Origin of the sequence: Pseudonocardia sp. CA-107938 (assembly GCF_050936315.1) — a bacterium.
Taxonomy (GTDB): domain Bacteria; phylum Actinomycetota; class Actinomycetes; order Mycobacteriales; family Pseudonocardiaceae; genus Pseudonocardia.
This window is the reverse complement of sequence record NZ_JBNJNA010000001.1, coordinates 2,437,429-2,461,387: the sequence shown is the minus strand read 5'-3', so window position 1 is coordinate 2,461,387 and position 23,959 is coordinate 2,437,429. Positions and strand designations below refer to the sequence as shown.

29 protein-coding genes are annotated in these 23,959 nt (G+C 72.8%); 14 read left to right on the top strand and 15 right to left on the bottom strand.

Annotation, left to right across the window (positions count from 1 at the left end; all coding sequences use genetic code 11):
- Positions 1–74: 74 nt before the first annotated feature.
- Both ACQEVB_RS12480 and sigE read right to left on the bottom strand, forming a co-directional pair.
- On the bottom strand, positions 75–701 hold the full coding sequence (locus tag ACQEVB_RS12480) for an anti-sigma factor family protein (protein WP_432969311.1): 627 nt from the start codon (positions 699–701) through the stop codon (positions 75–77).
- Complete coding sequence (sigE, locus tag ACQEVB_RS12475; RefSeq protein ID WP_432969308.1) at positions 698–1,486, bottom strand: RNA polymerase sigma factor SigE; 789 nt, start codon at positions 1,484–1,486, stop codon at positions 698–700. Before sigE ends, ACQEVB_RS12480 begins: the two co-directional genes overlap by 4 nt.
- On the opposite strand from sigE, the gene ACQEVB_RS12470 reads away from it, so the two are divergent.
- The 10 genes from ACQEVB_RS12470 (at position 1,485) to ACQEVB_RS12425 (ending at position 11,641) form a co-directional block, all read left to right on the top strand.
- A complete protein-coding gene (locus ACQEVB_RS12470) occupies positions 1,485–2,108 on the top strand; it encodes an O-methyltransferase (RefSeq protein ID WP_432969305.1) in 624 nt (207 codons plus the stop codon). The genes sigE and ACQEVB_RS12470 overlap by 2 nt on opposite strands.
- A gap of 78 nt (positions 2,109–2,186) precedes the next feature.
- The gene (locus ACQEVB_RS12465) at positions 2,187–2,633 is read left to right on the top strand and encodes a DUF6918 family protein (protein ID WP_432969302.1); all 447 of its coding nucleotides are present in this window, start codon (positions 2,187–2,189) and stop codon (positions 2,631–2,633) included.
- A gap of 125 nt (positions 2,634–2,758) precedes the next feature.
- Complete coding sequence (locus tag ACQEVB_RS12460; RefSeq protein ID WP_432969299.1) at positions 2,759–3,322, top strand: PadR family transcriptional regulator; 564 nt, start codon at positions 2,759–2,761, stop codon at positions 3,320–3,322.
- Positions 3,319–4,665: an FAD-dependent oxidoreductase gene (locus ACQEVB_RS12455; RefSeq protein ID WP_432969296.1), complete on the top strand. Its 1,347-nt coding sequence runs from the start codon at positions 3,319–3,321 to the stop codon at positions 4,663–4,665. Before ACQEVB_RS12460 ends, ACQEVB_RS12455 begins: the two co-directional genes overlap by 4 nt.
- A 143-nt stretch (positions 4,666–4,808) precedes the next feature.
- Positions 4,809–5,189: a response regulator transcription factor gene (locus tag ACQEVB_RS12450; protein WP_432969293.1), complete on the top strand. Its 381-nt coding sequence runs from the start codon at positions 4,809–4,811 to the stop codon at positions 5,187–5,189.
- A 112-nt stretch (positions 5,190–5,301) separates the two neighbouring features.
- Positions 5,302–6,435, top strand: coding sequence for an FIST signal transduction protein (locus ACQEVB_RS12445; RefSeq protein ID WP_432969290.1), 1,134 nt, complete (start codon positions 5,302–5,304; stop codon positions 6,433–6,435).
- Positions 6,436–6,439: 4 nt separating this feature from the next.
- Entirely contained in the window at positions 6,440–8,131 is a 1,692-nt protein-coding gene (locus ACQEVB_RS12440; protein ID WP_432969286.1) for a GAF domain-containing sensor histidine kinase, read from the top strand.
- 18 nt (positions 8,132–8,149) lie between these two features.
- Complete coding sequence (locus ACQEVB_RS12435) at positions 8,150–8,410, top strand: hypothetical protein (protein ID WP_432969283.1); 261 nt, start codon at positions 8,150–8,152, stop codon at positions 8,408–8,410.
- A gap of 41 nt (positions 8,411–8,451) precedes the next feature.
- Positions 8,452–8,685 (top strand): hypothetical protein, encoded by a 234-nt coding sequence (locus ACQEVB_RS12430; protein ID WP_432969280.1) that lies wholly within the window; start codon positions 8,452–8,454, stop codon positions 8,683–8,685.
- Between the two features lie 67 nt (positions 8,686–8,752).
- A complete protein-coding gene (locus ACQEVB_RS12425; protein ID WP_432969277.1) occupies positions 8,753–11,641 on the top strand; it encodes a GAF domain-containing protein in 2,889 nt (962 codons plus the stop codon).
- Here the strand turns inward: ACQEVB_RS12425 and ACQEVB_RS12420 are convergent.
- Complete coding sequence (locus tag ACQEVB_RS12420; protein WP_432969274.1) at positions 11,619–12,278, bottom strand: response regulator; 660 nt, start codon at positions 12,276–12,278, stop codon at positions 11,619–11,621. The genes ACQEVB_RS12425 and ACQEVB_RS12420 overlap by 23 nt on opposite strands.
- 79 nt (positions 12,279–12,357) lie before the next feature.
- Positions 12,358–13,617, bottom strand: coding sequence for a glucose-1-phosphate adenylyltransferase (gene glgC / locus ACQEVB_RS12415; RefSeq protein ID WP_432969271.1), 1,260 nt, complete (start codon positions 13,615–13,617; stop codon positions 12,358–12,360).
- Positions 13,618–13,775: 158 nt separating this feature from the next.
- On the opposite strand from glgC, the gene glgA reads away from it, so the two are divergent.
- A complete protein-coding gene (gene glgA, locus ACQEVB_RS12410) occupies positions 13,776–14,927 on the top strand; it encodes a glycogen synthase (protein WP_432969268.1) in 1,152 nt (383 codons plus the stop codon).
- A 169-nt stretch (positions 14,928–15,096) separates the two neighbouring features.
- Here the strand turns inward: glgA and ACQEVB_RS12405 are convergent, their stop codons facing one another.
- Positions 15,097–15,648, bottom strand: a complete 552-nt coding sequence (locus tag ACQEVB_RS12405) for a CGNR zinc finger domain-containing protein (RefSeq protein ID WP_432969265.1) — start codon at positions 15,646–15,648, stop codon at positions 15,097–15,099.
- Between the two features lie 77 nt (positions 15,649–15,725).
- Here ACQEVB_RS12405 and ACQEVB_RS12400 point away from each other — a divergent pair, with 77 nt between their 5' ends.
- Positions 15,726–15,920 carry a hypothetical protein gene (locus ACQEVB_RS12400; protein WP_432969262.1) on the top strand — a complete coding sequence of 65 codons (195 nt, stop codon included), beginning with the start codon at positions 15,726–15,728 and terminating at the stop codon, positions 15,918–15,920.
- Positions 15,921–15,998: 78 nt separating this feature from the next.
- Here ACQEVB_RS12400 and ACQEVB_RS12395 read toward each other — a convergent pair whose 3' ends face one another.
- The 8 genes from ACQEVB_RS12395 to ACQEVB_RS12360 form a co-directional block, all read right to left on the bottom strand.
- Entirely contained in the window at positions 15,999–16,166 is a 168-nt protein-coding gene (locus tag ACQEVB_RS12395) for a DUF3117 domain-containing protein (RefSeq protein WP_073458381.1), read from the bottom strand.
- A gap of 193 nt (positions 16,167–16,359) precedes the next feature.
- Positions 16,360–16,914 carry a DNA-3-methyladenine glycosylase I gene (locus tag ACQEVB_RS12390; protein ID WP_432969258.1) on the bottom strand — a complete coding sequence of 185 codons (555 nt, stop codon included), beginning with the start codon at positions 16,912–16,914 and terminating at the stop codon, positions 16,360–16,362.
- Positions 16,907–17,368: an SRPBCC family protein gene (locus ACQEVB_RS12385; RefSeq protein WP_432969255.1), complete on the bottom strand. Its 462-nt coding sequence runs from the start codon at positions 17,366–17,368 to the stop codon at positions 16,907–16,909. The genes ACQEVB_RS12390 and ACQEVB_RS12385 overlap by 8 nt, the downstream gene beginning before the upstream one ends.
- The gene (locus tag ACQEVB_RS12380) at positions 17,365–17,718 is read right to left on the bottom strand and encodes a DivIVA domain-containing protein (protein WP_432969252.1); all 354 of its coding nucleotides are present in this window, start codon (positions 17,716–17,718) and stop codon (positions 17,365–17,367) included. Before ACQEVB_RS12380 ends, ACQEVB_RS12385 begins: the two co-directional genes overlap by 4 nt.
- A gap of 53 nt (positions 17,719–17,771) precedes the next feature.
- Positions 17,772–18,746, bottom strand: coding sequence for a glucosyl-3-phosphoglycerate synthase (locus ACQEVB_RS12375; protein WP_432969249.1), 975 nt, complete (start codon positions 18,744–18,746; stop codon positions 17,772–17,774).
- Positions 18,747–18,864: 118 nt separating this feature from the next.
- Positions 18,865–19,728, bottom strand: coding sequence for a dihydropteroate synthase (gene folP / locus ACQEVB_RS12370; protein ID WP_432969246.1), 864 nt, complete (start codon positions 19,726–19,728; stop codon positions 18,865–18,867).
- A gap of 7 nt (positions 19,729–19,735) precedes the next feature.
- On the bottom strand, positions 19,736–20,281 hold the full coding sequence (locus ACQEVB_RS12365; RefSeq protein WP_432969243.1) for a TIGR00730 family Rossman fold protein: 546 nt from the start codon (positions 20,279–20,281) through the stop codon (positions 19,736–19,738).
- On the bottom strand, positions 20,282–21,046 hold the full coding sequence (locus tag ACQEVB_RS12360; RefSeq protein WP_432969240.1) for a TIGR00730 family Rossman fold protein: 765 nt from the start codon (positions 21,044–21,046) through the stop codon (positions 20,282–20,284).
- A gap of 63 nt (positions 21,047–21,109) precedes the next feature.
- Between ACQEVB_RS12360 and ACQEVB_RS12355 the strand changes: the two genes are divergently transcribed.
- On the top strand, positions 21,110–21,676 hold the full coding sequence (locus tag ACQEVB_RS12355) for a Uma2 family endonuclease (protein ID WP_432969237.1): 567 nt from the start codon (positions 21,110–21,112) through the stop codon (positions 21,674–21,676).
- 6 nt (positions 21,677–21,682) lie between these two features.
- Here the strand turns inward: ACQEVB_RS12355 and ACQEVB_RS12350 are convergent, their stop codons facing one another.
- Positions 21,683–22,258: a TetR/AcrR family transcriptional regulator gene (locus tag ACQEVB_RS12350; RefSeq protein ID WP_432969234.1), complete on the bottom strand. Its 576-nt coding sequence runs from the start codon at positions 22,256–22,258 to the stop codon at positions 21,683–21,685.
- A 64-nt stretch (positions 22,259–22,322) separates the two neighbouring features.
- Here ACQEVB_RS12350 and ACQEVB_RS12345 point away from each other — a divergent pair, with 64 nt between their 5' ends.
- Positions 22,323–23,564, top strand: a complete 1,242-nt coding sequence (locus ACQEVB_RS12345; RefSeq protein ID WP_432969231.1) for an FAD-dependent oxidoreductase — start codon at positions 22,323–22,325, stop codon at positions 23,562–23,564.
- Here the strand turns inward: ACQEVB_RS12345 and ACQEVB_RS12340 are convergent.
- Positions 23,533–23,934 carry a hypothetical protein gene (locus ACQEVB_RS12340; RefSeq protein WP_432969228.1) on the bottom strand — a complete coding sequence of 134 codons (402 nt, stop codon included), beginning with the start codon at positions 23,932–23,934 and terminating at the stop codon, positions 23,533–23,535. The two genes, ACQEVB_RS12345 and ACQEVB_RS12340, sit on opposite strands and share 32 nt — an antisense overlap.
- Positions 23,935–23,959 lie beyond the last annotated feature (25 nt).

The window sequence follows — 23,959 nt, the reverse complement described above, 5'->3', positions numbered from 1 at the left end:
GGTCACGAACGGGATCGATGCCCCAGACTGCCGGACGGGCGGTGAAGTCCGCGTTCGCGGTGCCCGGCGGCAGCTCAGTGACCGAGCAGCCAGGACCGGACGCCGTGGTCGGCGGTGTTGAGCTGCTCCTCGACGGGCAGCCGCAGGCTCGCGTCGGTGGGCAGGCTGGACCCGCCGAGCACCGAACCGTTGAACACCCCGCGCTCGGGCGCCTGAGGCGCCGGACCGGCCGAGGCGCTCACCCCGAAGGCGAGCGCACCCAGTGCGAGGCCGGAGACCGCGGCGGTGGCCCCGATCAGCGCGCGGCGCTGGGACACCCCTTCGCGGACGGAGTCGCGCCGGCTCACGCGCGGCGTGGGGACGGGGTCGTGCCGGAGCACGTTCACCAGCTGACCGTCGGGCCCGACCGCGAGGCCGGCCGGCGGCGGCGGCAGCTCGGTGGCCTGCGGGATCGCCCGCAACGACGACAGCAGCGACGACGGCAGGCAGGGCGTCTCGGCGGTGCGGAGCGCACTGCGGGCCCGGTTCTGCGCCGCGACCTGGGCGGCGCACTCCCGGCACGCGTCGAGGTGACGGACGGCCCGCTCCCGCGGGCCGGGTGCGAGCTCGTCGTCGACGAAGGCCACGACCGCCTCGGTGGAGAGGTGGTCCGACCCCCAGTCCGGCACCGTGACGGTGAACCGACGACGAGCTCCGGTCACGCTCCTACCTCCTCCAACACCCGCGTCGCGGCAGTCTCGTCGCGCAGCGCGCGCTGGCGCTCGATCGCGCTGCGCAGCGCGGCCCGACCACGGTGGATCCTGCTCCTCACCGTACCGAGCTTCACGCCGAGCGTGGCACCGATCTCCTCGTACGACAGCCCCTCGACGTCGCACAGCACGACGGCGGCGCGGAACTCCGGAGGGAGCTCGTCGAGCGCGGCCTGCAGGTCGGGGTCGAGGTGGGTGTCGGAGAAGACCTGCTCCGGCTCGGGGCCGGCGCCGGCGATGCGGTCGGAGTCCTCCGGCAGCGCCTCCATGCGGATGCGCGCGCGACGACGGACCATGTCGAGGAACAGGTTGGTGGTGATGCGGTGCAGCCAGCCCTCGAACGTGCCCGGCTTGTAGGAGGCCAGGGACCGGAACACGCGCACGAAGGTCTCCTGAGTGAGATCCTCCGCGTCGTGCGGGTTGCCCGTGAGCCGGTACGCCAGCCGGTAGACCCGGTCGGCGTGATCGCGCACGATGTCGTCCCAGCTCGGCGGGGCCCACTCTGCGCCCTCACCGGGGAGCACCGTGGTGGTCATCGCGGTCTCAATCCTCCTGCGGCGGGTCGTGCCTGCGTGGGTAACGACGGCGGGAGCCCCCGTGTTCCCGCCCGTCCGACGGCCGACGACCCCGACCGACACCGCATACGGTGCCCCACCGCGGTGAAAGAGGGGTGATAAGCGTCTGAGAGGAACCTGTGAAGTCGGCCGATCCCCGTGACCGCAGTAACCTTCGCCCATGACGGACGGGTGGGTGGCGACGCGAGGTGACGTGGACGGATTCGTCGCCGAGGACGATGTGCTGGGCGACGCCCGGGCACACGCCGTCCGCGTCGGCTGCCGGCCGGTCGCCCCCGCGGTGGGGGCCGCGCTGCGGTTCCTCGCCACCGCGATCTCCGCCCGCGCCGTCGTCGAGATCGGCACGGGCACCGGGGTGAGCGGGCTGTGGCTGCTGCGCGGGATGGTCCCCGACGGCACCCTCACCTCGATCGACGTGGACCCCGAGCACCAGCGCGCCGCCCGCGCCGCGTTCGTCGCCGGCGGCAACGGTCCGGCACGGCTGCGGTTGATCAACGGCATGGGCCTGGAGGTGCTGCCCCGGCTCACCGACGGCGGTTACGACCTCGTGTTCGTCGACGCCACCCCGAACGATCACCCCCGCTACCTCGACGAGTCCCTGCGGCTGCTGCGCACCGGCGGCATCGTCGCGATCAACGGGGTGACCCCCGATGGGGGCAGCACCGCAGGTCAACCGGCTGGCGCGGCACAGGACGTGGCCAGGCAGGTGCGCGCGGACGACCGGTTGGCGCCGGTCCTCCTCCCCCTGGGTGACGGTTTGCTGGCCGCGGTGAAGAGGTCCTGACAGCGTTGTAATACCGTCCCGCATCACGCGCCGGTGCACCCCGACTCCGGCCGCGATGAAGGAAGGACGAAAAGCGCTGTGACGCAGACCCTGAACGACATCCTGCTGAACCCTGCCAAGCGCCCGACGGTGGTCGCCGACCTGAACGAGCTGGTCGGCCAGGAGGTCTCTGACAAGAGCGGCGTTTCCGGTGCCGCCGTCAAGCTCGGGTACGCCACCGTGACGAAGATCAAGCCCGGCGTCGTGCCGGCCGCCGTGGACAAGATGCTCCCCGGCTTCACCGAGGCGCTGGACCCGTTCTACCAGGAGTACCGCGCCTCCGGGGGCACCGACTTCGGCGCCTTCCTGGCCAGCCGGCCGGAGCAGGCCGCAGAGGCCCTGCTCTCCGTCACCGACGACCGGGCCGAGTACTCCAGCTCCGACGCGCTGAAGAAGGCGTACTCGAAGCTGCGCCCGAACGCGCGCAAGAACGTCGAGGAGGCGCTGCCCCGCCTGGGCTCGCTGATCGACAAGCACGCTCGCTGAACTGCTGACACCGAAGGCGGGTCCGGCTGTTGCCGGGCCCGCCTTCGTCGTGTCCGGGCATCGATCTACTCGCATATGGGTACTCGCTCTTGCACAGGCGCGAGTACTCGCGTATGAGTAGATGGGTGAGCAGCGTTCGGTTGTACGTCCTCGGGATGCTCGACACCCGGGGCCCCATGCACGGCCACCAGATCCGCCGCGAGGCCCAGATCGACCGCACCGAGCTGTGGACCGACGTCAAGGTCGGCTCGCTCTACGGCGCGCTCGGGCGCATGGCGGCCGAGGGGATCATCGAGGCCGTGCGCACGGAGCGCGCCGGGAACATGCCGGCCCGCACCGTCTACGGGATCACGCCGGCCGGCCGCGCCGAGCTCTCCGCGCTGCGGGACGGCGTGCTGCGCGAGGTCCGGCTGCGGCCCGACCCCGTCGACCTCGCCCTGCAGTTCAGCGACGGGCTCCCCCTCGACGAGATCGTCGAGGCCTTCCGCGTCCGCCGCGCCGCGCTGCAGAGCGAGCTCGACGCCTGGAACCGGCTCGAGACGCAGGCCGCGCCGCACCTCAGCGCGATCGAGCGGCTGTCGTTCCGCCACCAGCAGAGCCGGCTGGACGCCGAACTGCGCTGGCACGACCTCGTGCTCGCCGAACTGCCCACGACCCGTCCGGATCCGGCACAAGGGGAACCCACATGAGCAGCTCTGCACCACGCGTGATCGTCGTCGGCGGCGGGATCGGCGGCCTGGCACTCGCCCAAGCGCTCGTGCGCGCCGGCATCGACGTCCAGGTGCACGAACGCAACGCGTCACCGGAAGGGTGGCTGCACGGCTACCGGATCAACATCAACCCGCACGGCGCCCGCGCGCTGCACGACTGCCTGCCACCGGCGCTGTGGAAGGCGTTCGTCGCCACGTCGGCCACGCCGCCGGGCGGGATCACGTTCCGCACCGAGACGCTGGCGGAGCTGTTCACCCTCACCCGGGCGGACATGATCGGCGGCTCGACCGACGCCGCGGACGGGCAGTACGGCGTCAGCCGGATGGTGCTGCGGCGGCTGCTGCTCGCCGGCCTCGACGACGTCGTCCGGTTCGGGGCGGAGTTCGAGCGCTACACGGTCGAACCCGACGGGCAGGTCACGGCGCACTTCGCCGACGGCAGCACCGCCACCGGGGACGTGCTCGTCGGGGCGGACGGGGCGAACTCGCGCGTCCGCACGCAGCTCCTGCCGCACGCCGGCCGCGTCGCGACCGGCGCCACGACGATCGCCGCGCGGCTGCCGCTGACCGACGACACCCGCGCCTGGCTTCCGGACTTCCTCACCGACGGCATGGCGCTCGTCATGCCGGCGTCGGGCAGCTGGACCGTCTTCACCTCGGCGTTCCCCGGGCGCGACACCGTGGCCGGCGCGCTGACCGGCGGGCTCGACCTCGCCGGGCTCGGCATCGACCGCGACGCGCTGCTCGACACCGTCGACGACTACGTGCTGTGCGCCCTGATCGCCGACACGCGGTCGTTGCCGACCCACCTCCACGACCTCGACGGGCCGGCGCTGGCCGGGGTCGCCGCCGGGATGCTCGACGGCTGGCACCCGGTCCTGCGCAGGATCTACGCCGAGTGCGACCCGGCGACGGTCGCCCCGCTGGTCGTCCAGCAGTCGAGGACCGTCGACCCGTGGCCCAGCTCGGCCGTCACCGTCCTCGGCGACGCCGTGCACAACATGTCCCCCGTCGGCGGGCTCGGCGCCAACACGGCGCTGCGGGACGCCGCCGAGCTGGCCCGACAGCTCATCGCCGTCCGCAACGGCGCGCCGCTCGTGCCGTCGATCGGGGCGTACGAGCAGCGGATGCGCGAGTGGGGCTACGCCGCGCTGCGCGAGGCCGCGAGCAACACCCGGCGCGCCACGACGTCGAACCGGCTCAGCCGGCACGCGGGCCGCACGTACTTCCGCGTCCGGCGGATCCTGCGTGGCGGCCCGGACGCACCGCTGGGGAGCGGACGAAGTGGTGACCGCAGCTATCCGGCCGGGACCCGGGGCTGATCACGGCGGCTGCGGTCACCGTTCACAGGGTCCCCTCCACCGACCGGGATGTCGCCACGGCCTGCCGGTATCTGCACTACCGGGTGGCTGGAAGCCGGCCGCGTTCCCGTTAGCTGCAATGCGTCGGCCGGACGGGCGATGGGATGATCGGGGCTGTGCTGCGGCGCTGCCTGATCGTCGACGACAACGAGGGGTTTCTCGCCGTCGCCCACTCCAGCCTCGAACGGGAGGGGATGGAGGTCGTCGGCACGGCCACGTCCACCGCGGACGCGCTGGAGAAGGCTGGGCAGCTCCGCCCCGAGATCGTCCTCGTCGACGTCGCGCTCGGCCGGGAGAGCGGCTTCGAGCTCGTCCGGCAGCTCGTCGCCTCCTTCCCGGACCTCCGTGCCCGCGTCGTGCTGATCTCGACGCGGGGCGAGGAGGACTACGCGGACCTGATCGCGGAGAGTCCCGCGGCCGGGTTCCTCCCGAAGATCGGGCTCTCCGCGAAGGCGGTGCGGGCGCTGTTGGCAGATGCGTCCTGACCGCCACGCGACGAAGTCGCCTCATCACTCCCCGACAGCAGTATGCTCGGCGGCCCCTTCCCGGGGCACCCTCGAACCGAGGTGACTGATGCGTGCAACACGATGGCTTGCAGTGGGGCAGGCCGGACTCTCGGAGCCCGACCCGGGGACGCGCGCGGCGGACCGCGCGCTCGTGGCCGATGACGCGAAGCTGCTGGTGGTCTTCTGCTCCAGCGAGCACGACCTGCCGGCCGTCCTCCGCCAGATCAACGACCGGTCCGGCGGCGTGCCGCTGATCGGGTGCTCGACGGCGGGCGAGATCGCGCCGAGCCGCGAGCCGAGCGTCGTCGTGACCGCGTTCGGCGGCGACGGGTTCTCGATCGAGACGTGCGCCGCCACGGACGCGGCGCGTGACCCGCGTGCAGCGGGCGCGCAGGCGGCGAGCTGCCTCGCCCGGGTCGAGGACCGGCCGCACCGCGTCCTGATGCTGCTCACGGACGGTCTCACCGGGGACCAGCAGGAGATCCTGCGCGGTGTCTACGGGGTGCTCGGTGCCGGCGTCCCGCTCGTCGGCGGGTGCGCAGGCGACGACCTGAAGATGACGCGGACCTACCAGCTGCACGGCGACCAGGTGCTGACCGACTCCGTCGTCGCGGCGGGGATCGGTTCGGACGCGCCGCTCGGGATCGGCGTCCGGCACGGCTGGCGCAAGATCGGGGAGCCGATGCTGGTCACGAGCAGCGACGGCGGCTGCATCCGCACGCTGGACGGGCAACCCGCGCTCGACATGTACCTGGAGCGGCTCGGCGCGAGCGCTCCGAAGGACCCGAGCGAGGAGGAGGTCTCCCGCGCCGCGCTCGTGCACCCCCTCGGCCTGATCCGCCGCGACGGCGAGGAACAGGTCCGCTACATCTCCGGCGCCGACGTCGTCGAACGCACGCTCTCCTGCATGACCGAGATCCCGCAGGGCGGGCAGGTCTGGATCATGGAGGGCGACGCGGCATCGGTCATCGAGGCGACCGACGCCGCCTGCGCCGACTCGCTGCTGCCCCTCGCCGGCAACAAACCGCTCGGCATGCTGGCGTTCGACTGCGTCTCGCGGCGCAGCGTGCTCGACGACGACGGGATCCAGGTCGAGATCGACCGGATCCTGCAGGGTGCGGCCGGTGCACCGGTGGCCGGCCTCTACACGTACGGGGAGATCGCCCGGACCCGTGGCGTCGGCGGCTTCCACAACCAGACGATCGTCGTGCTGTCGGTCGCCTGACGTGGTGGTGATCCCGCCGGAGTGGGCGGCGCAGAAGCTCGCCGAGTTCCTCGCCGCGGTCTCCGCGTTCACGTCCGGGCCGGCGGCGGCGCTGGGTGCGGTCGAGCGGGTGGCGGAGGCGCTCGACGCGGAGGTCGCAGCGATCATCGACGGCGGGGAGCTCCTCGCCGCGATCGGCTACCCGGCGGGCGAGGCCCCGGTCGGGGAGCTCGACGCGGTGGCTCGCGGAACGCGCCGCCTGCTCACCGTCCCCGGCAGCGGGCTGTGCCCCGCCACCGTCGTCGAGCTCGTCCACCCGCCGGGCGCGCGGCTCGTCGTGGCCCGGTCGAGCACGGACGCCCTGTGCCGCGAGGAGATCTGGGTCCTGCAGGGGATGGCGCGGCTCACCGCGATGGCGCTGCGGACGCTGAGCCTGCTCGACGCCGAGCGCGCCCTGCGCAGGGAGAGCGAGCGCCAGGGCGCCGAGAACGCCCGACTGTTCGCCCGCCTCACCGAACACCAGCAGCTGCTCGAACGGTCGGCGGAGGAGCAGGCGTCGTTGCGCCGGGTGGCGACGCTCGTCGCGCAGGGACTGGCGCCCGACGCCATCTTCACCGCGGTCGCTTCGGAGATCGCGCGGATCTCCGACGTCGACACCGGGATGGTGCTGCGCTACGAGGCCGACGACACGGCGACCGTCGTCGCGAAGTGCGGTACCGCGGACATCCGCATGGCGGTGGGCTCGAACTGGTCGCTCGACGGCGACAGCGTCACCGCGCGGGTCTTCCGCACCCGTCGTCCTGCCCGCCTGGAGGGTTACGGCGATGCGGCCGGCCCGATCGCGAAGGCCCTTCCGGGGCACGAGTTCTCGTCCGCCGGCGCACCGATCGTCATCGGCGACCGGCTGTGGGGCGTGGCCGTGACGACGTCGGCGACGCTCTCCGACACGTTGCCCGCCGACGCGGAGGAACGCATCGCCAACTTCGCGGACCTGATCGCCACCGCGATCTCCAACGCAGAGGCGCGCACCCAGCTCACCGCATCCCGGGCGCGGGTCGTCGCGGCCGCCGACGACGCGCGCCGGCGGCTCGAGCGCGACCTGCACGACGGGGTCCAGCAGGGGCTCGTCTCGCTCGCGCTCGTCCTGCGCTCCGCAGCGGCGGATCTGCCCGCCGAGCTGCAGGGCCTGCGAGACCAGCTCGAACTGGTCGAGAACGGGCTGGCCGATGCGCTCGGCGAGCTGCGCGAGATCTCGCGCGGCATCCATCCGGCGATCCTCTCGGAAGGCGGTCTCGGGCCTGCGCTCAAGGCGCTCGCGCGGCGCTCCGCCGTTCCCGTGGAGCTGCAGGTGCAGGCGGACCGCCGGGTTCCCGAACGGATCGGGGTGGCGGTCTACTACGTGGTCGCGGAGGCGCTCACGAACGCCGCCAAGCACGCCGCGGCCTCCGTGGTGCGCGTCGACGTGGACGCGACCGGCGAGCTGGTGCGGCTCTCGATCTCCGACGACGGCGTCGGGGGCGCCGATCCCGCGCACGGGTCCGGGCTGATCGGGCTCGGCGACCGCGTCGAGGCACTGGGCGGAACGGTCCAGGTCACGAGTCCATCCGGAGTCGGGACGACGCTGTTCGTCACGCTCCCGATTCCAGCCAGCCCCCATTCCACGACGGCCGCTGGCGGTGATGCGGATCACGTCGGATTCGACGACAGTGGCACCTGACTGCTACGGAGGCGTCGAATGACCGAGTCGGACCCGCTTGCCGCCCACCTCGCCGAGGCACTCACCGCGGCGCGTTCGACGCCGCGGGTGATGATCTGCGAGCACTGCGGTTGGGTCCTGCCCGCCGACTGCACCTGCCGCCCGGCCACCAACCGGGTCACCGCGATGCAGCTGCGGAAGGCGGTGGCGGATCGGCATCGGCAGGCGGTCGCGCGGGCCCGCGCGTCGGGGTGGGCGGTCGCCGCTCGGCAGGCCCGGACCCGGAGGGCAGCGGCATGAGTCGCAACCATCGATGGGGCCCTTCCGGCGTGGCGCGCCCGATGAGTGACGCGGTGGCGACCGCGGTGTGGTTCCTGGCGGTCGAGCCGGCCCGCGCCCGTCGGATCCTGGACCGCCACCGAGCCGACGACGACGGCCGCTGCCCGCTCTGCCGGCACCGGTCCAACCCCTGCCCGGACTGCCAGCTGTCGGGGTGGGCGCTGCGCGCGCTCGACGTCGCGGAGTCCCAGCTGGTCTGGAACCCGGATGCCGGCCGGCGGCAGGCGGCCGGCTGAACCCTCCTCACGGACCACCAGACCCGTTAGCCTTCCGCGCGGGAGCCGCGGGATGGCACATGCTCGGGTGAGTACGCCGATCCGTCGCAGGGTGAGCGGGCTGCTCGCCGGCGCGGCCCTGCTGGCTGCCGTCACGGGGCTGCTGCTGCTGATCGAGCCGCACGTCCCGTTGCGGGGCCTGGCGGTCCTCTACCTGCTCGCGGTGCTGCCGATCGCCGTCGTGTGGGGCACGTGGTTCGCCGTCGGGATGTCGGTGGCGAGCACCGTGCTCTTCGCGTGGATCTTCGTGCCTCCCGATGATCTGCGCGACGGCGTCAGGTTGGGCGTCTTCCTCGTGGTGGCGGTCGTGACGGGCGAGCTGGCGGCGCAGCTGCGGCGGCGAGCCGAGGAGGCGACGCGGCTCGCGCAGGAGCATCTGCGGCTGCGGCGGCTCGCGGTCCTCGTGGGGCAGTCCGTTCCCGCGGAGGAGTTCTTCGCGGCCGTCACGCGGGAGGTCGGGCAGTTCTCCGGCGCCGATCTCGCGCGCATGGAGCGCTACGAACCCGACGGGACCGTGACCGCGGTCGCCGGCTGGAACGCTCCGCTCGACGTGGGCACGCGGTGCGCCATCGAGCGCGACAGCGTCGCCGGGCAGGTGCGGCAGATGCGCCGCCCGGTTCGGTCGGACCACCCGGCGCCGGGCGACCAGGGCATCCGCTCGTCGGTCGGCGCTCCGATCGTGGTCTCGGGGCAGCTGTGGGGCGTCATCTCGGCATCGTCGACGGGGGCGCCGTTCCCGCCGAACACGGAAGCGCACATCGCGGCGTTCACCGAGATCGTCGCGATCGCGGTCGCGGACGCCGAAGGGCGGAGCGAGCGGCGCCGACTCGTGAACGAGCAGGCCGCGCTGCGCAGGGTGGCGACCCTCGTCGCCCGCGGAACGCCGCAGAGCGAGGTCTTCGCGGCCGTCACCCAGGAGGTCAGCCGGCTGCACGACCTCGACGTGACCATATTGCTCCGCTTCGAACCCGGCGGGATCGCGACCTACCTCGGTGGGGACGGCTGGAGGGGCGCCGGCATGCGGGTGGGCGACACGGTCTCGCTCCAGCCGTCCGGAACTCTGTCGCGCGTCCTGGAGTCGGGCACCGCGGCGCGGAACGACGACTTCAGCGGGACCGCCAGTCTCGCCGAGAGCGTCCGCGGCGAGGGGATCAAGGGCCGGATCTCCATCCCGATCACGGTCGAGGGCCGGGTGTGGGGCGCGCTCGGCGTCGGATCGCGGGGCGGACCGATGCCGGCCGACACCGAGCAGCGCCTCGTCGACTTCACCGAGCTCGTCGCCACCGCGATCGCCAACGCCGACAGCCGCGCCGAGGTCGATCGGCTCATCGAGCACCAGGCGTCGCTGCGCCACGTGGCGACGCTGGTGGCCAGGGAGGTGCCGCCCGAGGAGATCTTCACCGCGGTCGCGGAGGACGTCGGCCGCGTCCTGGGAGCCGACGCGTCGATCGTCCTCCGGCTCGATCCCGACGGCGCGACGACCGTGCTCGGCCAGGTCGGCGACCATCCCGGCCACATGCAGGTGGGGAGCCGGTGGGAGCTCGACCCGGGACTGGCGATGGCGGAGGTGCTGCGCACGGGCCGGCCCGCCCGCCGCGACGACTACAGCCGGATCCCCGGCCCGTTCGCCGAGGTCATCCGCGGGATGCGGCTCAGGTCGTCGGTCGCGATCCCGATCGTCGTCCAGGGCCGGACGTGGGGTGCGCTGGGCGTCGGGACCCGCAAGGAGCGGTTCGCCACCGACGCCGAGCAGCGCCTCGAGAACTTCGCCGAGCTCGTCGCTACCGCCGTCACGAACGCCGAGAGCCGTGCCCGGATCGCCCAGCTGCTCGACGAGCAGGCCGCGCTGCGCCGCGTGGCGACCCTCGTCGCCAGCGGGCCCACCCCGGCCGCGGTGTGCGCCGCGGTCGCCGAGGAGATCGGCCGGCCGCTCGGCGCCGACGTCGCCGCGGTGAGCCGCTTCGAGCCCGACGGCACGTCGGTGCTGGTCGCCCGGTTCGGGGAGCTCGAGCCGGGCGGGAGCCGGCAGCTCGTCGACTCCGCGGCGACGACCGCGGTGTGGCGCACCGGCCGCTCCGCCCGCGTGGACGCGGACGCGTCGACCAACGGGGCAGTGGGCACCCTGTGCAGCACGGTGTCCAGCCCGGTCGTCGCCGAGGGACGGTTGTGGGGTGCGGTGAGCGTCGCGACGAGGCACGCGGCGTTGCCGCCGGACACCGAGGAACGCCTGGCGAGCTTCACCGAGCTCGTCGCGATGGCGATCGGGAACGCGGAGAGCCGCGCCGAGCTGGCCGCCTCCCGCGCCCGGGTCGTGGCCGCGGCCGACCAGACCCGCCGGCGCATCGAACGGGACCTGCACGACGGCGCCCAGCAGCGGCTCGTGTCGCTGGGTCTCGAACTGCGCATCGCGCAGGACTCGGTGCCTCCCGATCTCCCCGAGCTGCGGTCCGGGATCGACCAGGCCGTCGATCAGCTCAACGACGTGCTCGACGAGCTGCGCGAGATGTCGCGGGGGATCCATCCGGCCGTCCTGTCCGAGGGCGGGCTCGGCCCGGCGCTGCGCACGCTCGCCCGGCGGTGCCCGCTGCCGGTCGAGCTCGACATCCGCACGAAGCACCGGTTCCCCGACGCCGTCGAGGTCGCGGCGTACTACGTGGTCTCCGAGGCGCTCACGAACACCACGAAGCACGCCGAGGCCACCGGCGCGGCCGTCGCGGTCGACGAGCGCGACGGCGATCTGCTGCTCTCGATCTCCGACGACGGCGTCGGTGGGGCCGATCCGGCGCACGGCTCCGGCCTGATCGGGCTCCGCGACCGGGTGGAGGCGCTGGGCGGCTCGATCGACGTCGACAGCCCGCCCGGTGACGGCACGGTGGTGCAGGTGACGCTGCCGGTCAGCGGGACTCGAGGAACGTGAGCACGGCGAGGACCCGCCGGTGGTCGTCGTCGGTCTCGGGGAGGCTCAGCTTCGTCAGGATGCTGCGCACGTGCTTCTCGACGGTGCCCTCGGTGATCCACAGCCGGCGGGCGATCCCGGCGTTGGAACGCCCCTCGGCCATCAGCGTCAGCACGTCCCGCTCCCGGGCGCTGACAACGGAGAGCGGGTCGTTGCGCCGGTTGACGTTGACGAGCTCCTGCACGAGCGCGGGATCGACGACGCACGCCCCGTCGGCGATCCGCGAGAGCGTCTCGATGAACTCCGACACGTCGCTGATCCGGCTCTTGAGCAGGTAACCGACGCCGCGGCCGCTCGCCAGCAGCGTCATCGCGTGGTCGACCTCGACGTGCGCCGACAGGACCAGGATGGCGGTGTCCGGCAGCTCGTGGCGGATCACCTCGGCCGCCTGCAGCCCTTCCGTGGTCTGGGTCGGCGGCATCCGGATGTCGACCACCACCAGGTCCGGAACCTCTTCACGGACCAGCGCGAGGAGGGCGGCGGCATCGGCTGCCTGACCGACGACCGTGAACCCCGAGCGATCGATCAGGCTGGCGAGACCCTCGCGGAGCAGGACGTCGTCCTCCGCGACAACCACTCGCGGGGGCCTCGACGCCATGGCGGAGATTATCGGACATCGGGGCTCCGCGGCGATCCGCCGGTCGCAGGGTGTCGGAGGATCGTTGCAGGTGGTGCCGTCAGAGAGCTGTGGTGCCCTTGCCGAGCACGACCACGCCGCCCTGGCTGACCGTGTAGCGGGCGCGGTCGGTGGCCAGGTCGACGCCGACCAGTGCGCCGTCGGGCACGATCACGTTCTTGTCGAGGATCGCGCCGCGCACGACCGCGCCACGGCCGACCCGCGCGCCGGGGAGCACCACGGAGTCGGACACCTCGGCGCCCGCGTCGATCCGCACGTTCGGGCTGATCACCGAGCGGCGCACGATCGCGCCCGAGATGATCGTGCCCGCGCCGACGATCGAGTCCTGCGCGATCCCGCCCTCCACGAACTTGGCCGGCGGCAGCGGCGTGACCGCCGTCGAGATGGGCCAGCGGTCGTTGTAGAGGTTGAAGATCGGGTGCACCGACACCAGGTCGGTGTGCGCCTCGTAGTACGCGTCGAGCGTGCCGACGTCGCGCCAGTACCCGGCGTCGCGGTCGGTCGCGCCCGGCACCACGTTGTCGGCGAAGTCGTAGACCGACGCCTCCCCGTCGCGCACGAGCCGCGGGATGATGTCGCCGCCCATGTCGTGGTCGGAGTCGCCGTCCTCCGCGTCGGCGCGCAGCGCCTCGAGCAGCACGTCGGTGGAGAAGACGTAGTTGCCCATCGACGCGAACGTGACGTCGGGGTCGTCCGGCACCGACGGCGGGTCCGACGGCTTCTCCAGGAACTCGGTGATCTTGCCGGCGTCGTCGGACGCGATGCAGCCGAACGCCTTCGCCTCCGCCCGCGGCACCCGGATGCCGGCGACCGTGACCCCGGCGCCGCTCTCGATGTGCTGCGCGATCATCTGCGACGGGTCCATGCGGTAGACGTGGTCGGCGCCGAACACCGCGATGTAGTCGGGCCGCTCGTCGTAGACCAGGTTGAGGCTCTGGAAGATCGCGTCTGCGCTGCCGGTGTACCAGCGGCGGCCGAGCCGCTGCTGCGCCGGCACGCTGGTGATGTACTGCCCGAGGATGCTCGACAGCCGCCACGTCGTGGAGATGTGCCGGTCGAGCGAGTGCGACTTGTACTGCGTGAGCACGCAGATGCGGTGCAGGCCGCCGTTGACGAGGTTCGACAGCACGAAGTCGATCAAGCGGTAGTTGCCGCCGAACGGGACGGCCGGCTTGGCGCGGTCCGTGGTGAGCGGCCACAGGCGCTTGCCCTCGCCGCCCGCGAGGACGATGCCCAGCACGTTCGGCGAGAACCCGCGCTGCAACCCGCTGGGCACCCGCACCCCCGTCACCGCGACCACCCCGCGAAGGCTGCTCCTGCGTCTCCGGGCCGCATCGTCGTCACGAAGGGGACCCTAGTGCGACCGTGCCCGGGGGGCCACCGCACGACGGAGGCGAGACAGCTAACACTTGTGCGCTTCCTCCTGTGGCCCCGGTGTCGGCGTACTAGCGTGCTGGCGTGCGCATCGGCCTGCTCACCCGCGAGTTCCCCCCGGACGTCTACGGCGGGGCGGGGGTGCACGTCGAGTACCTGGCCCCGGCCCTGCGCGAGTTCGTCGACGTCGACGTGCACTGCTTCGGCGAGCCGCGCGACGGTGCCACCGCGCACGCCGTGCCCTCGGCGCTCGCCGCGGCCAACCCGGCGCTGCAGACCCTCGGCGTCGACCTGTCGATGGTGGCCGCGCTCGACGGCGTCGACCTCGCGCACTCGCACACCTGGTACGCCAACCTGGCCGGGCACCTCGCCAAGATCCTGCACGGCGTGCCGCACGTCGTCACCGCGCACTCGCTCGAACCGCGCCGCCCGTGGAAGGCCGAGCAGCTCGGCGGCGGCTACCGGCTCTCCTCGTGGGTCGAGCAGACCGCCTACGAGGCCGCCGACGCCGTCATCGCCGTCAGCGCGGGCATGCGCGACGACGTGCTCGACTGCTACCCCGCCCTCGACCCCGCCCGCGTCCACGTCGTGCACAACGGCATCGACACCGAGTTCTACCGCCCCGACCCCGCCCGCGACGCCGTCGTCGAGGCCGGCATCGACCCAGACCGGCCCAGCGTCGTCTTCGTGGGACGCATCACCCGGCAGAAGGGGCTGGGCCACCTGGTCGCCGCCGGACACCACATCGACCCGGACGCGCAGCTCGTCCTGCTCGCCGGCGCCCCCGACACCCCGGAGATCGCCGAGGAGACCGAGAAGGCCGTCGCCGATCTCCAGGCCGCGCGCGGCAACGTCGTCTGGGTGCGCGGCATGCTGCCGACCGTCAAGGTGCGGCAGGTGCTCTCCGCGGCCACCGTGTTCGTCTGCCCGTCGGTGTACGAGCCGCTCGGCATCGTCAACCTCGAAGCGATGGCCTGCGGCACCGCCGTCGTGGCCTCCGACGTGGGCGGCATCCCCGAGGTCGTCGACGACGGGCGCACCGGCCTCCTCGTCCACTACGACGAGCACGCCGTCGACGAGTTCCGCAGGAACCTCGCCACCGCCGTCAACGAGCTGCTGGCCGACCCGTCCCGCGCGGCGGCGATGGGGGCCGCCGGCCGCGAACGCGCGGTGGCCGAGTTCGCCTGGCGCACGGCCGCCGAACGCACGGCGCAGATCTACCGCGCCCTGACCTGACAGGACAGCCAACTCGCCCTGCTGAGACGGCCAACTCGCGGCGTCGGGACGGCCAACTCGCGGGCCCACGCGGCACTCGCCCGCGAGTTGCCCCGTTCGGGACGGCGAGTTGGCCCGTTCAGGACGGCGAGTTGGCCGGTTCGACAGCGCGAGTTGGCCCGTTGCCCGGTCAGGAGCGCGCCTTCTCCTTTGCCCGGGCTCTGTGGGCCGCTACCGCGGAGCGGTTGGCGCAGGCCGGGGAGCAGTAGCGGCGGGCGGCGTTGCGGGAGGTGTCGGCGAAGACCCGGTTGCAGCCCTCGGCGGCGCAGCGGCCGTGCCGGTCGATGCCGTACTCGGAGACGAGCATGGCGAGCGCGAACGCCGTGGTGGACCGCAACCGGTCGACGACGCCGGCCTCGGGCGGCGAGTAGTGCAGGTGCCAGGCCTGGCCGTCGTGGTCGGACAGGTGCGGTTCGACGCGGACGTCGGCGAGCAGCGCGTTGACTGCGACAGCCGCGTCGCGGAGGTCGACGGCATCGAAGACCGTCCGCATGCGCCGCGCCCACGCCCGGAGCGCCGGTTCGACGGACGCGGGCGCGCGTCGGGCCAGGTAGCCGTGCTCGACGAGGATGGTGCGCAGCGCGTCGGCGGGCTGCTGCTGGTCCGGCGGCGTGGCCGTGACGGCGTTCACGAGGTCGACAGCAGCGCCGAGTGCGTCACTCTTGTAACCGATGAAGTCCAATTGCCTCTTACCTCACCGCGTCCGAGGTGTAAGATGTGAAGTGCAAACACATCTTACATCGGAAGGAGGCGCGGCCGATGCGCTGCGCACGCTGCGGGTGGCCCACGGACGAGGCGAAGGTGCTGTCGACGCACCGCACGTCGGAGGGGTGGGTGCGGTACCGCCGGTGCATGTGCGGCACGGTCGGGATCGAGCTGATCACGCTCGCCCGCACCGACGACGACGCGCCCGTGCAGACGGCCGACGCCCGGGTCGGGATCCTCGCCGGCTGACGTCCCGGAAAACGACCGACGGCGCCGCACTGCTGCCCGTGAGCAGCGTGCGGCGCCGTCGTGTCGGCGCGGGGTGGGTCAGCCCACGGCGCCCTTGAGCGCCTCGCTGAGGTTGCTCGCCTCCTCGGCGGACATCTCCACCACCAGGCGGCCACCGCCTTCGAGAGGGACGCGCATCACGATGCCCCGGCCCTCCTTGGTCACCTCCAGGGGACCGTCGCCGGTCCGGGGCTTCATCGCCGCCATCTCCTGCCTCCTCCATCTCGATCAGCCGAAGTCGTACTGCGAGCAGGATCGCCGCGCGACAGAACCGGGCGCGACGGTGATGCTTGCGAACGTCGGGTGCGCGTCCATCTTTCCTCATCGGCCGGAAGACGACGCAACCGGCGCGATCACGAGGGCGGCATTTCACCCTGTGCATCCACGCGGTACCGCCACGTCATCCGTCCGCCGCGGCCCGCCAGCAGTCGGCGACGTGGTCGTCGACGATGCCCGTGGCCTGCATGAGCGCGTAGCAGGTGGTGGGTCCGACGAAGCGGAAGCCGCGCTTCTTGAGCGCCTTCGCCATCGCCACCGACTCGGGTGAGGTGGCGGGCACGTCGGCGAGCGTGGCGGGGCGGCGGTGCTGTTCCGGCGCGAACGACCACAACAGGTCGTCCAGCGGGGTGTCGAGCTCCAGCACGGCGCGCGCGTTGGCGATCGTGGCGTCGATCTTGAGGCGGTTGCGGACGATGCCGGGATCGGCGAGCAGCCGTTCGCGGTCGGTGTCGTCGAACGCCGCCACCTTCTCCGGGTCGAAGCCGGCGAACGCTGCCCGGAACCCGGGACGTTTGCGCAGGATGATCAGCCACGACAGGCCGGACTGGAACGCCTCGAGGGAGATCCGCTCGAACATCGCGGGCTCGCCGCGCAGCGGCACCCCCCACTCCTCGTCGTGGTAGGCCGCGTAGTCGGGCGTGCTGCTGCCCCAGCCGCAGCGGACGCGATCATCCATGTGCTCGGTGCTTCTCCTCGCATCGACGGGCCAGTGCGCGCAGGGCGTACGCCACCCCGGCCCGCATCAGCGGCCGCACGATCGGCCAGCCGGCCCGCCCCAGGATCCCGAACGGTAGATCGAGCAGCTCCGACCACACGAACCGGGCGCGCTCCGCACCCAGCGGGACGACCTCGAAGATCCCGTCCCCACGGACGACCGCGCCGGTGTGCCGCACCACGCAGCGACGCGGCGGGTCCCACTCGGTGATCTCCATCGTGTCGGTGACCGCGAGCGGCCCCACGCCCGTGACGGCCGAGAGCGTGGCGCCGAGCCGGCGACCGTCACCGTCGCTCGTCGTCTCCACGCGGGTGGCGGGCATCCACTCGCCCTGCGCCGGCCAGTCGGTGACGACGTCCCACACCAGCTCGGCCGGTGCTGCGACGTCGACGGTGAGCGTGAGCTCGGCGGTCATCGGGGCGATTCCGCCTCGACACCTGCCTCGCTCTTCCCGGCCAGCTCCGCGCGCAGCGCGGCGACCTGCCCGGCGAGGACGGCCCGCTCGTGGTCGGCGCGGTCAAGCTCGGTGGCGAGCCGGTCGAGCACCCAGTCGACCTCCGCCATGCGGTAGCCGCGCACGGCCTGCGGGAAGCGCAGGTCGCGGACGTCGTCGCCGGTGACACCCTCCACCGGCAGGCGGGTGGGGGTGGCGCCGGGCGCGAGCGGCGGCAGCTCCTCGCCGCGGCCGAAGACCAGCGCCGTGACCCCGAAGACGGCGGCCGCCACCGCGGCCATCACGACCAGGTAGATCAGCGCGGTCCCCACCTCACACATCCCACCACGCGGACCCGCCAGGGTCCACGCGGGTCAGGCCGTGTCTAACCAGCGGCCTCAGGGACCACGTCGGGCTCCGGCACGCGCGTCGCGTAGCTCGGGACCTCCCGCATCGGCGGGCGCTCGCTCACCTGCAGCTCGGTGGACGTGGGCAGCCACTCCCCGCCGACCTGCAGGAACTGGACGAGCGCGGCACCCGCCTCGGCCACGCCGCAGCGGGCGAGGGTGGCCGCGAGGATCTGCCGGGCCATGGCACCGAGCTGGACGAGCGAGCGGTTGCGGTGCTTGCGCACACCGAGGTTGACCTGGCCGATCGCGTCGATGCCGCGGGCGGCGTGAGCGTCGAGCAGGAGCCCGATCTCCACCCCGTACCCGGCGGCGAACGGCAGCGACTCCAGCAGCTCGCGGGTGCCGGCGTACTCCCCGCCCAGCGGCTGGACGATGCCGGCGAGCTCGGGCCGGAAGGCCGCGACGAGCGGGCGCACCAGCAGCTCCGTGACGCGGCCCCCGCCGGTGTCGGCCTGCTCCGTCTCCAGCCGCAGCGGGCGCCGGTAGAAGCCCTTGACGAGCTCCACGTCGGGTTCGAGCAGCAGCGGCCCGAGCAGCGCCGGCACGAACCCCGGATCGAAGTCGATCAGGTCGGAGTCGATGTAGCAGATGATGTCGCTGGTGGTGGCGGCCAGCGAGCGCCACAGCACCTCGCCCTTGCCGGGCACGGGCGCGAGCTCGGGCACCACGTCCTCGCGCTGCACCACCCGGGCCCCAGCAGCGGCGGCGATGTCCATCGTGCGGTCGGTGGACCCGGAGTCGACCACGACCAGCTCGTCCACGAGCGGGTGGGGGCCATAGGTGAACGGGAGGATCGCAGCGACGATCGCCCCGACCGTCGCCTCCTCGTCCAGCGCGGGCAGCACGACCGCGACGCGGCGGCCCGCCTTGGCGGCGACGAGATCGGCCGGCGTCCAGTCGGGTTCCTGCCAGGTCCGTCGGGTGAACCAGCTCTCGATGGCGGCGTCCATCTACCTCTCCTCCGGTCGAAGGGGGAGTCGCATCGGCGGCGCTGCCGAACGGGGAACTGCAGCTGCGATCAACACGGTACGGGCCGGGCGTTCGGAGCGTGTGGCGGAAACCCAGCCTTTACGCAAGGCCGCGCACGGTGCGCGCCGGCGGGCGCGTCCCCATGATCGACGCCACCATGTCCGTGACGCGCCGGGTCTCCGCGACCTCGTGGGCCCGGAACACGCGCGCACCTGCGGCTGCGGCGAGCGCGGTGGCCGCGAGCGTGCCCTCCAGCCGATCGGTGACGGCCGTCACGCCGAGCGTCTCGGCGATGAAATCCTTGTTCGACAGCGCCATCAAGACCGGCCAACCGGACGCCACGAGTTCGTCACATCGGCGCAACAGAGCGAGCCCGTGGAAGGTGTTCTTGCCGAAGTCGTGGGTCGGGTCGACCAGGATCCCCTCCTTCGGCACCCCCATCGCGACGAGCCGCTCCGCCTGCCCGGTGACCTCGCGCAGCACGTCCGCGACGACGTCGGGGTAGCGCACGCGGTGCGGCCGCTGCCGCGGCGTCGCGCCTCCGGTGTGCGAGCAGACGATGCCGACGCCAGCCTCGGCTGCCACCTCGGCGAGCCCCGGGTCGGCGCCCGCCCACGTGTCGTTGATCAGGTCGGCACCGGCGGCGACGGCGGCCCGCCCGACCGCTGCCCGCCACGTGTCGATGCTGATCACGACGTCGGGGTGCCGCTCGCGCACCGCCGCGACGAACGGCACGACGCGGCGGATCTCCTCTGCCTCGTCGACGACCGGGCCCGGGCCGGCCTTGACCCCGCCGATGTCGACGATGTCGGCGCCCTCGGCGACCACCGCGTCGACCCGGGCCATGGCCGCCGCGTCGCCGAACGTGGCACCGCGGTCGTAGAACGAGTCGGGGGTGCGGTTGACGATCGCCATCACCAGCGCCCGGTCCTGCGCCGGGGTGCGGGTGCCGAACCTGATCATGGTCTGGTCATCGAACGCAGGCGTCCAGCGCCTCGTCGACCGTGGTGGTGACGACGAGCCGGTCGATCGCCTCGTCGCGCACGAAGCCCGCATCGCGCAGGCCGCGGACCCACTCCAGCAACCCGGTGTAGTGGCCGTACGGGTCGAGCAGCACCACCGGTTTGGCGTGGAGCCGCAGGTAGCCCGACGTCCAGACCTCGAACAGCTCCTCCAACGTGCCCACCCCGCCGGGCAGCGCGACGAACGCGTCGGCGTGCGCCTCCATCAGTGCCTTGCGCTCGCGCATGGTGTCGACGACGAGCAGCTCGTCGGAGTCGTGGTCGGCCCACTCGCGCTCGACCATGGAGTGCGGGATGACGCCGAGGGTGCGGGCGCCCGCCTTGCGCGCAGCGATCGCCAGCGCACCCATCATCGCGCTGCGGCCGCCGCCGGAGACGAGCTGCCAGCCGCGCTCCCCGACCGCCGTCCCGACGTCGGCCGCGAGCTGCAGGTTGCGCGGGTCGATGCCCTCGATGGAGGCGCAGTAGACGCAGACCGAGAAGGTTGCCGTCATCTAGTGCGCGTCCTCCCAGGCCTTGTAGGCCTCGTGGACGACCTCGACCGCCTCGTCGACGTCGTCGGTGACGTGCAGCAGCGTGAGGTCCTTCTCGTTGATCTTGCCGGCGTCGAGGAGGGTCTTGGCGATCCAGTCGTAGAGCCCGCCCCAGTACTCCGAGCCCAGCAGCACGACGGGGAACTTCGTGACCTTCTTCGTCTGCACCAGCGTGAGCGCCTCGAACAGCTCGTCGAGGGTGCCGAAGCCGCCGGGCAGGCAGACGAACGCCTGCGAGTACTTCACGAACATCGTCTTGCGGGCGAAGAAGTAGCGGAAGTTGATGCCGACGTCGACCCAGTCGTTCAGGCCCTGCTCGAACGGCAGCTCGATGCCCAGCCCGACCGAGAGCCCGCCGGCCTCCTTGCAGCCGCGGTTCGCGGACTCCATCGCGCCCGGCCCGCCGCCGGTGATCACCGCGAACCCGGCCTCGGCGAGCGCACGCCCCAGCGCGACCCCCTGGGCGTACTCGGGGTTGTCGGGCTTCGTCCGGGCGGAGCCGAACACGGTGACCGCACGCGGCAACTCGGCCAGCAGCCCGAACCCCTCCACGAACTCGGCCTGGATGCGCATCACCCGCCAGGGGTCGGTGTGCACCCAGTCGCTGGGACCGCGGGAGTCCAGCAGCCGCTGGTCGGTGGTGGTGTCCTCGATGCGGCGGTTCCCGCGCAGGACCACCGGGCCGCGCTGCTTCTCATCGGGCCGCTCGCGCCCGCCTGACGTCATGCGGCCAGGGTATCCACGGCGAACGGGCCCGGGCGGGGGCCGCCCCGCGCTACCCTTTCGACCATGGCCGCCGACCCGACGATCGCGCCCCGCAAGCGCTTCACCGTCGACGAGTACGAGCTGCTCGGCAAGGTCGGCATCCTCGCCGAGGACGAACGCTGGGAACTGCTCGACGGGGAAATCGTCGCCATGTCACCGATCGGACCGACCCATGCCGGCGTGGTCGAGCGCGTCACCGAGAGCCTCTACCGCGCCGCGATCGGTCGGGTGTCGATCCGAGTGCAGAACCCGATCCGGCTGCTTCCCCGGTCCGAGCCGGAACCCGATGTCGTCGTTTCCCGCGCCCGCCGCGACTACTACGCGTCGGCGCACCCGACCGCGGAGGATGTCTTCCTCGTCATCGAGGTCTCCGATTCCACGATGGCCCTCGACCGCGGGGTGAAGATCCCGATCTACGCCGAGCAGGGCATCCCCGAGGTGTGGATCGTGGATGTGAAGGCCGAGGTCGTGCACGTCCACACCGAGCCGGAGGGCCGGAGCTACCGCACGGTCCGATCGCTCGGCATCGGTGACGTCCTGGTCCCCACGACCGTCGAGGACGTCACCATCCCGGTCGCCGACCTCTTCTGACGCGCGTCAGCCCTGCAGCCGCGCCACCACGCGCCCGAGCGTCTCGGCGTAGCGCTCGACGAACTCCGGTGACGCGGGGTCGAGTCCGGTCATCCCGCGCGCGGTCCTGGACAGGACGTACGGCGCGACCGTCGCCGCGAACAGCATGAGCTGCACGTAGGCGGGGTCGAGGTCGGCGGCGAGCTCGCCGCGCTCCTGGCGGGCGCGCAGGTCGTCGACCATCGCGCCGAGGTAGCCGTTGTCGACGGTGTCCCGGGACTCCGCGTCGAGCTCCCCGGTCAGCTCCGACCAGACGAGCATCCGCCCCCACGCCGGCTCGGCGGCTCCGGCGCGGACGAAGTTGGCGACGACCTCGGCGAGGTCGCCGTCGCGCAGCGGGGCGCCGGTGGCCGGCCAGCGGTCGATGACCGCCTGGTGCAGGCCCGCCTTGCCGCCGAAGTGGTACGAGATCAGCTGCTGGTTGACCCCGGCCCGGGCGGCGATCGCGGCCGTGCGGGCGCCGGCGTAACCGTGCTCGCCGAACTCGTGCAGGGCGGCGTCGAGGATCTGCTCGCGGGTGCGTTCGGGGTCGCGCCTTGCCATGCGCCGACGGTATCACTCAATCACATGGTTGACTTCATTCATGTGATTGATTGACACTTGGCGCATGACCTCTTCACCCCACGTCCTGGTCGTCGGCGGCGGCATCGGCGGCCTGTGCCTCGCGCACGGGCTGCGCCGCGGCGGCGTGCCCGTCACCGTCGTCGAGCGCACGCTGGTGCGCACCGACTGGCTGCAGGGCTACCGCATCCACATCAGCCCGACCGGCGCCACCGCGCTGCACGACTGCCTGGCCCCCGAGGCATGGGACCGGTTCGTGACCGCGGTCTCGACCCAGCCCACCGGCATGACCGTCTACACCGAGCAGCTGCGGACCCTCCTGCACATCGACCCCGCGGCCCGCGCCACCGACCCGGAGGACCAGCACCGCGGCATCAGCCGGATCGCCCTGCGCGACGCGCTGCTCACCGGTCTCGACGACGTCGCCGAGCTCGGCGCCGAGTTCACCGGCTACACCTTCCTGCCCGACGGTCGGGTGCGCGCCGCGTTCGCCGACGGCACGACCCGCGACTGCGACCTGCTCGTCGGCGCCGACGGGAGCAACTCCCGGGTGCGCCGGCAGCTCCTGCCCGGCACCGACCGAGTCGACATCGGCGTCACCGCGATCGCGGGCAAGCACCACCTCACGGCGGAGGCCCGCGCGCTGCTGCCGGCCGAAGTCACCGCGGGTTCCACGATGGTCGTGCCACCGACGCCGGGGTTCCTGTTCACCGCCATGTGGCTCGGCGACGGACGCCGGCTGGACGGGCCGCCCGCGGACCTGCTCCTCGACCCGAACGCCGACTACGTCTTCTGGGCCTACGCCGACGCCGCCGCGCGCATGCCGTCGCCGGAGGAGCCGGACGGCGCGGTGCTCCAGGCCGCCGTCCGGGAGCGGATCTCCGGCTGGGCGCCCGGCCTGGACGTGCTGGTGGCGGGCTCGGACCCGGCCACCGTCAACGGGGTCCGCGTGCGCAGCGCGGCACCCGTCACGGCCATGCCCGGTGCCCCGGTCACGCTGCTCGGCGACGCGATCCACAGCATGACGCCGATGGCCGGGATCGGCGCCAACACGGCCCTGCGCGACGCGGCCACGCTGACCGCGGCGCTCACCGCGGGCGGCGACCTCGCCCGCGCCGTGGCCGGCTACGAGCAGGCGATGCTGCGCTACGGGTTCGCGGCGGTGCGGCAGTCCCTGCGCAACGCGCGGATGGCGGCGTCGGACAGCCGGCTGCTGCGGGCCGGGCTGCGCGGCGGGTTCCGCGCGGCCGGCGCGCTCACTCGTCGGAGTCGGGGTACCGCTTCATGAACTCGTCGAGGTGCTGGGTCTTGCACAGGTGCTGCAGCTTGGCCGTGTCGGCCTGCGCCATGCACTGGTCGAGGGTGAGGCCGACGCCGAAGTGCGACTCGTCGGTCCCGAACAGCGTGTCCCACTCGATGACGAGCCCGATGACGAGCGCGGCGACGCCCAGCACCCCGCCGACGATCGCCTGCACGCGCCGCGCGCCACCGTGGCGGGCCAGCCAGAGCGCCACCACGGTGCAGACGATCGCGAGCAACCCGAGCACGAGTCCGCCCCAGCCCGTCCACGAGCTGATCAGCCCCACGATCCCCAGCCCGAGGGCGAACAGCCCGACCGTGTTCGCGGTGGCGGCCGAGGGGCGTTCGTCGGTGGTCACGGGCTCATGATGGCCGATCGACGCA

Excerpts from the sequence above, each read along its gene's own strand:
- ACQEVB_RS12350 (WP_432969234.1), bottom strand. The coding sequence starts at position 22,258 with ATGGCAAGGCGCGACCCCGAACGCACCCGCGAGCAGATCCTCGACGCC.
- ACQEVB_RS12365 (WP_432969243.1), bottom strand. The coding sequence starts at position 20,281 with ATGACGGCAACCTTCTCGGTCTGCGTCTACTGCGCCTCCATCGAGGGC.
- ACQEVB_RS12430 (WP_432969280.1), top strand. The coding sequence starts at position 8,452 with ATGAGTGACGCGGTGGCGACCGCGGTGTGGTTCCTGGCGGTCGAGCCG.
- ACQEVB_RS12360 (WP_432969240.1), bottom strand. The coding sequence starts at position 21,046 with ATGACGTCAGGCGGGCGCGAGCGGCCCGATGAGAAGCAGCGCGGCCCG.
- ACQEVB_RS12375 (WP_432969249.1), bottom strand. The coding sequence starts at position 18,746 with ATGGACGCCGCCATCGAGAGCTGGTTCACCCGACGGACCTGGCAGGAA.
- ACQEVB_RS12455 (WP_432969296.1), top strand. The coding sequence starts at position 3,319 with ATGAGCAGCTCTGCACCACGCGTGATCGTCGTCGGCGGCGGGATCGGC.
- ACQEVB_RS12395 (WP_073458381.1), bottom strand. The coding sequence starts at position 16,166 with ATGGCGGCGATGAAGCCCCGGACCGGCGACGGTCCCCTGGAGGTGACC.
- ACQEVB_RS12385 (WP_432969255.1), bottom strand. The coding sequence starts at position 17,368 with ATGACCGCCGAGCTCACGCTCACCGTCGACGTCGCAGCACCGGCCGAG.
- ACQEVB_RS12345 (WP_432969231.1), top strand. The coding sequence starts at position 22,323 with ATGACCTCTTCACCCCACGTCCTGGTCGTCGGCGGCGGCATCGGCGGC.
- ACQEVB_RS12420 (WP_432969274.1), bottom strand. The coding sequence starts at position 12,278 with ATGGCGTCGAGGCCCCCGCGAGTGGTTGTCGCGGAGGACGACGTCCTG.
- ACQEVB_RS12400 (WP_432969262.1), top strand. The coding sequence starts at position 15,726 with ATGCGCTGCGCACGCTGCGGGTGGCCCACGGACGAGGCGAAGGTGCTG.
- ACQEVB_RS12390 (WP_432969258.1), bottom strand. The coding sequence starts at position 16,914 with ATGGATGATCGCGTCCGCTGCGGCTGGGGCAGCAGCACGCCCGACTAC.
- ACQEVB_RS12435 (WP_432969283.1), top strand. The coding sequence starts at position 8,150 with ATGACCGAGTCGGACCCGCTTGCCGCCCACCTCGCCGAGGCACTCACC.
- ACQEVB_RS12355 (WP_432969237.1), top strand. The coding sequence starts at position 21,110 with ATGGCCGCCGACCCGACGATCGCGCCCCGCAAGCGCTTCACCGTCGAC.
- ACQEVB_RS12450 (WP_432969293.1), top strand. The coding sequence starts at position 4,809 with ATGATCGGGGCTGTGCTGCGGCGCTGCCTGATCGTCGACGACAACGAG.
- ACQEVB_RS12470 (WP_432969305.1), top strand. The coding sequence starts at position 1,485 with ATGACGGACGGGTGGGTGGCGACGCGAGGTGACGTGGACGGATTCGTC.
- folP (WP_432969246.1), bottom strand. The coding sequence starts at position 19,728 with ATGATCAGGTTCGGCACCCGCACCCCGGCGCAGGACCGGGCGCTGGTG.
- sigE (WP_432969308.1), bottom strand. The coding sequence starts at position 1,486 with ATGGGCGAAGGTTACTGCGGTCACGGGGATCGGCCGACTTCACAGGTT.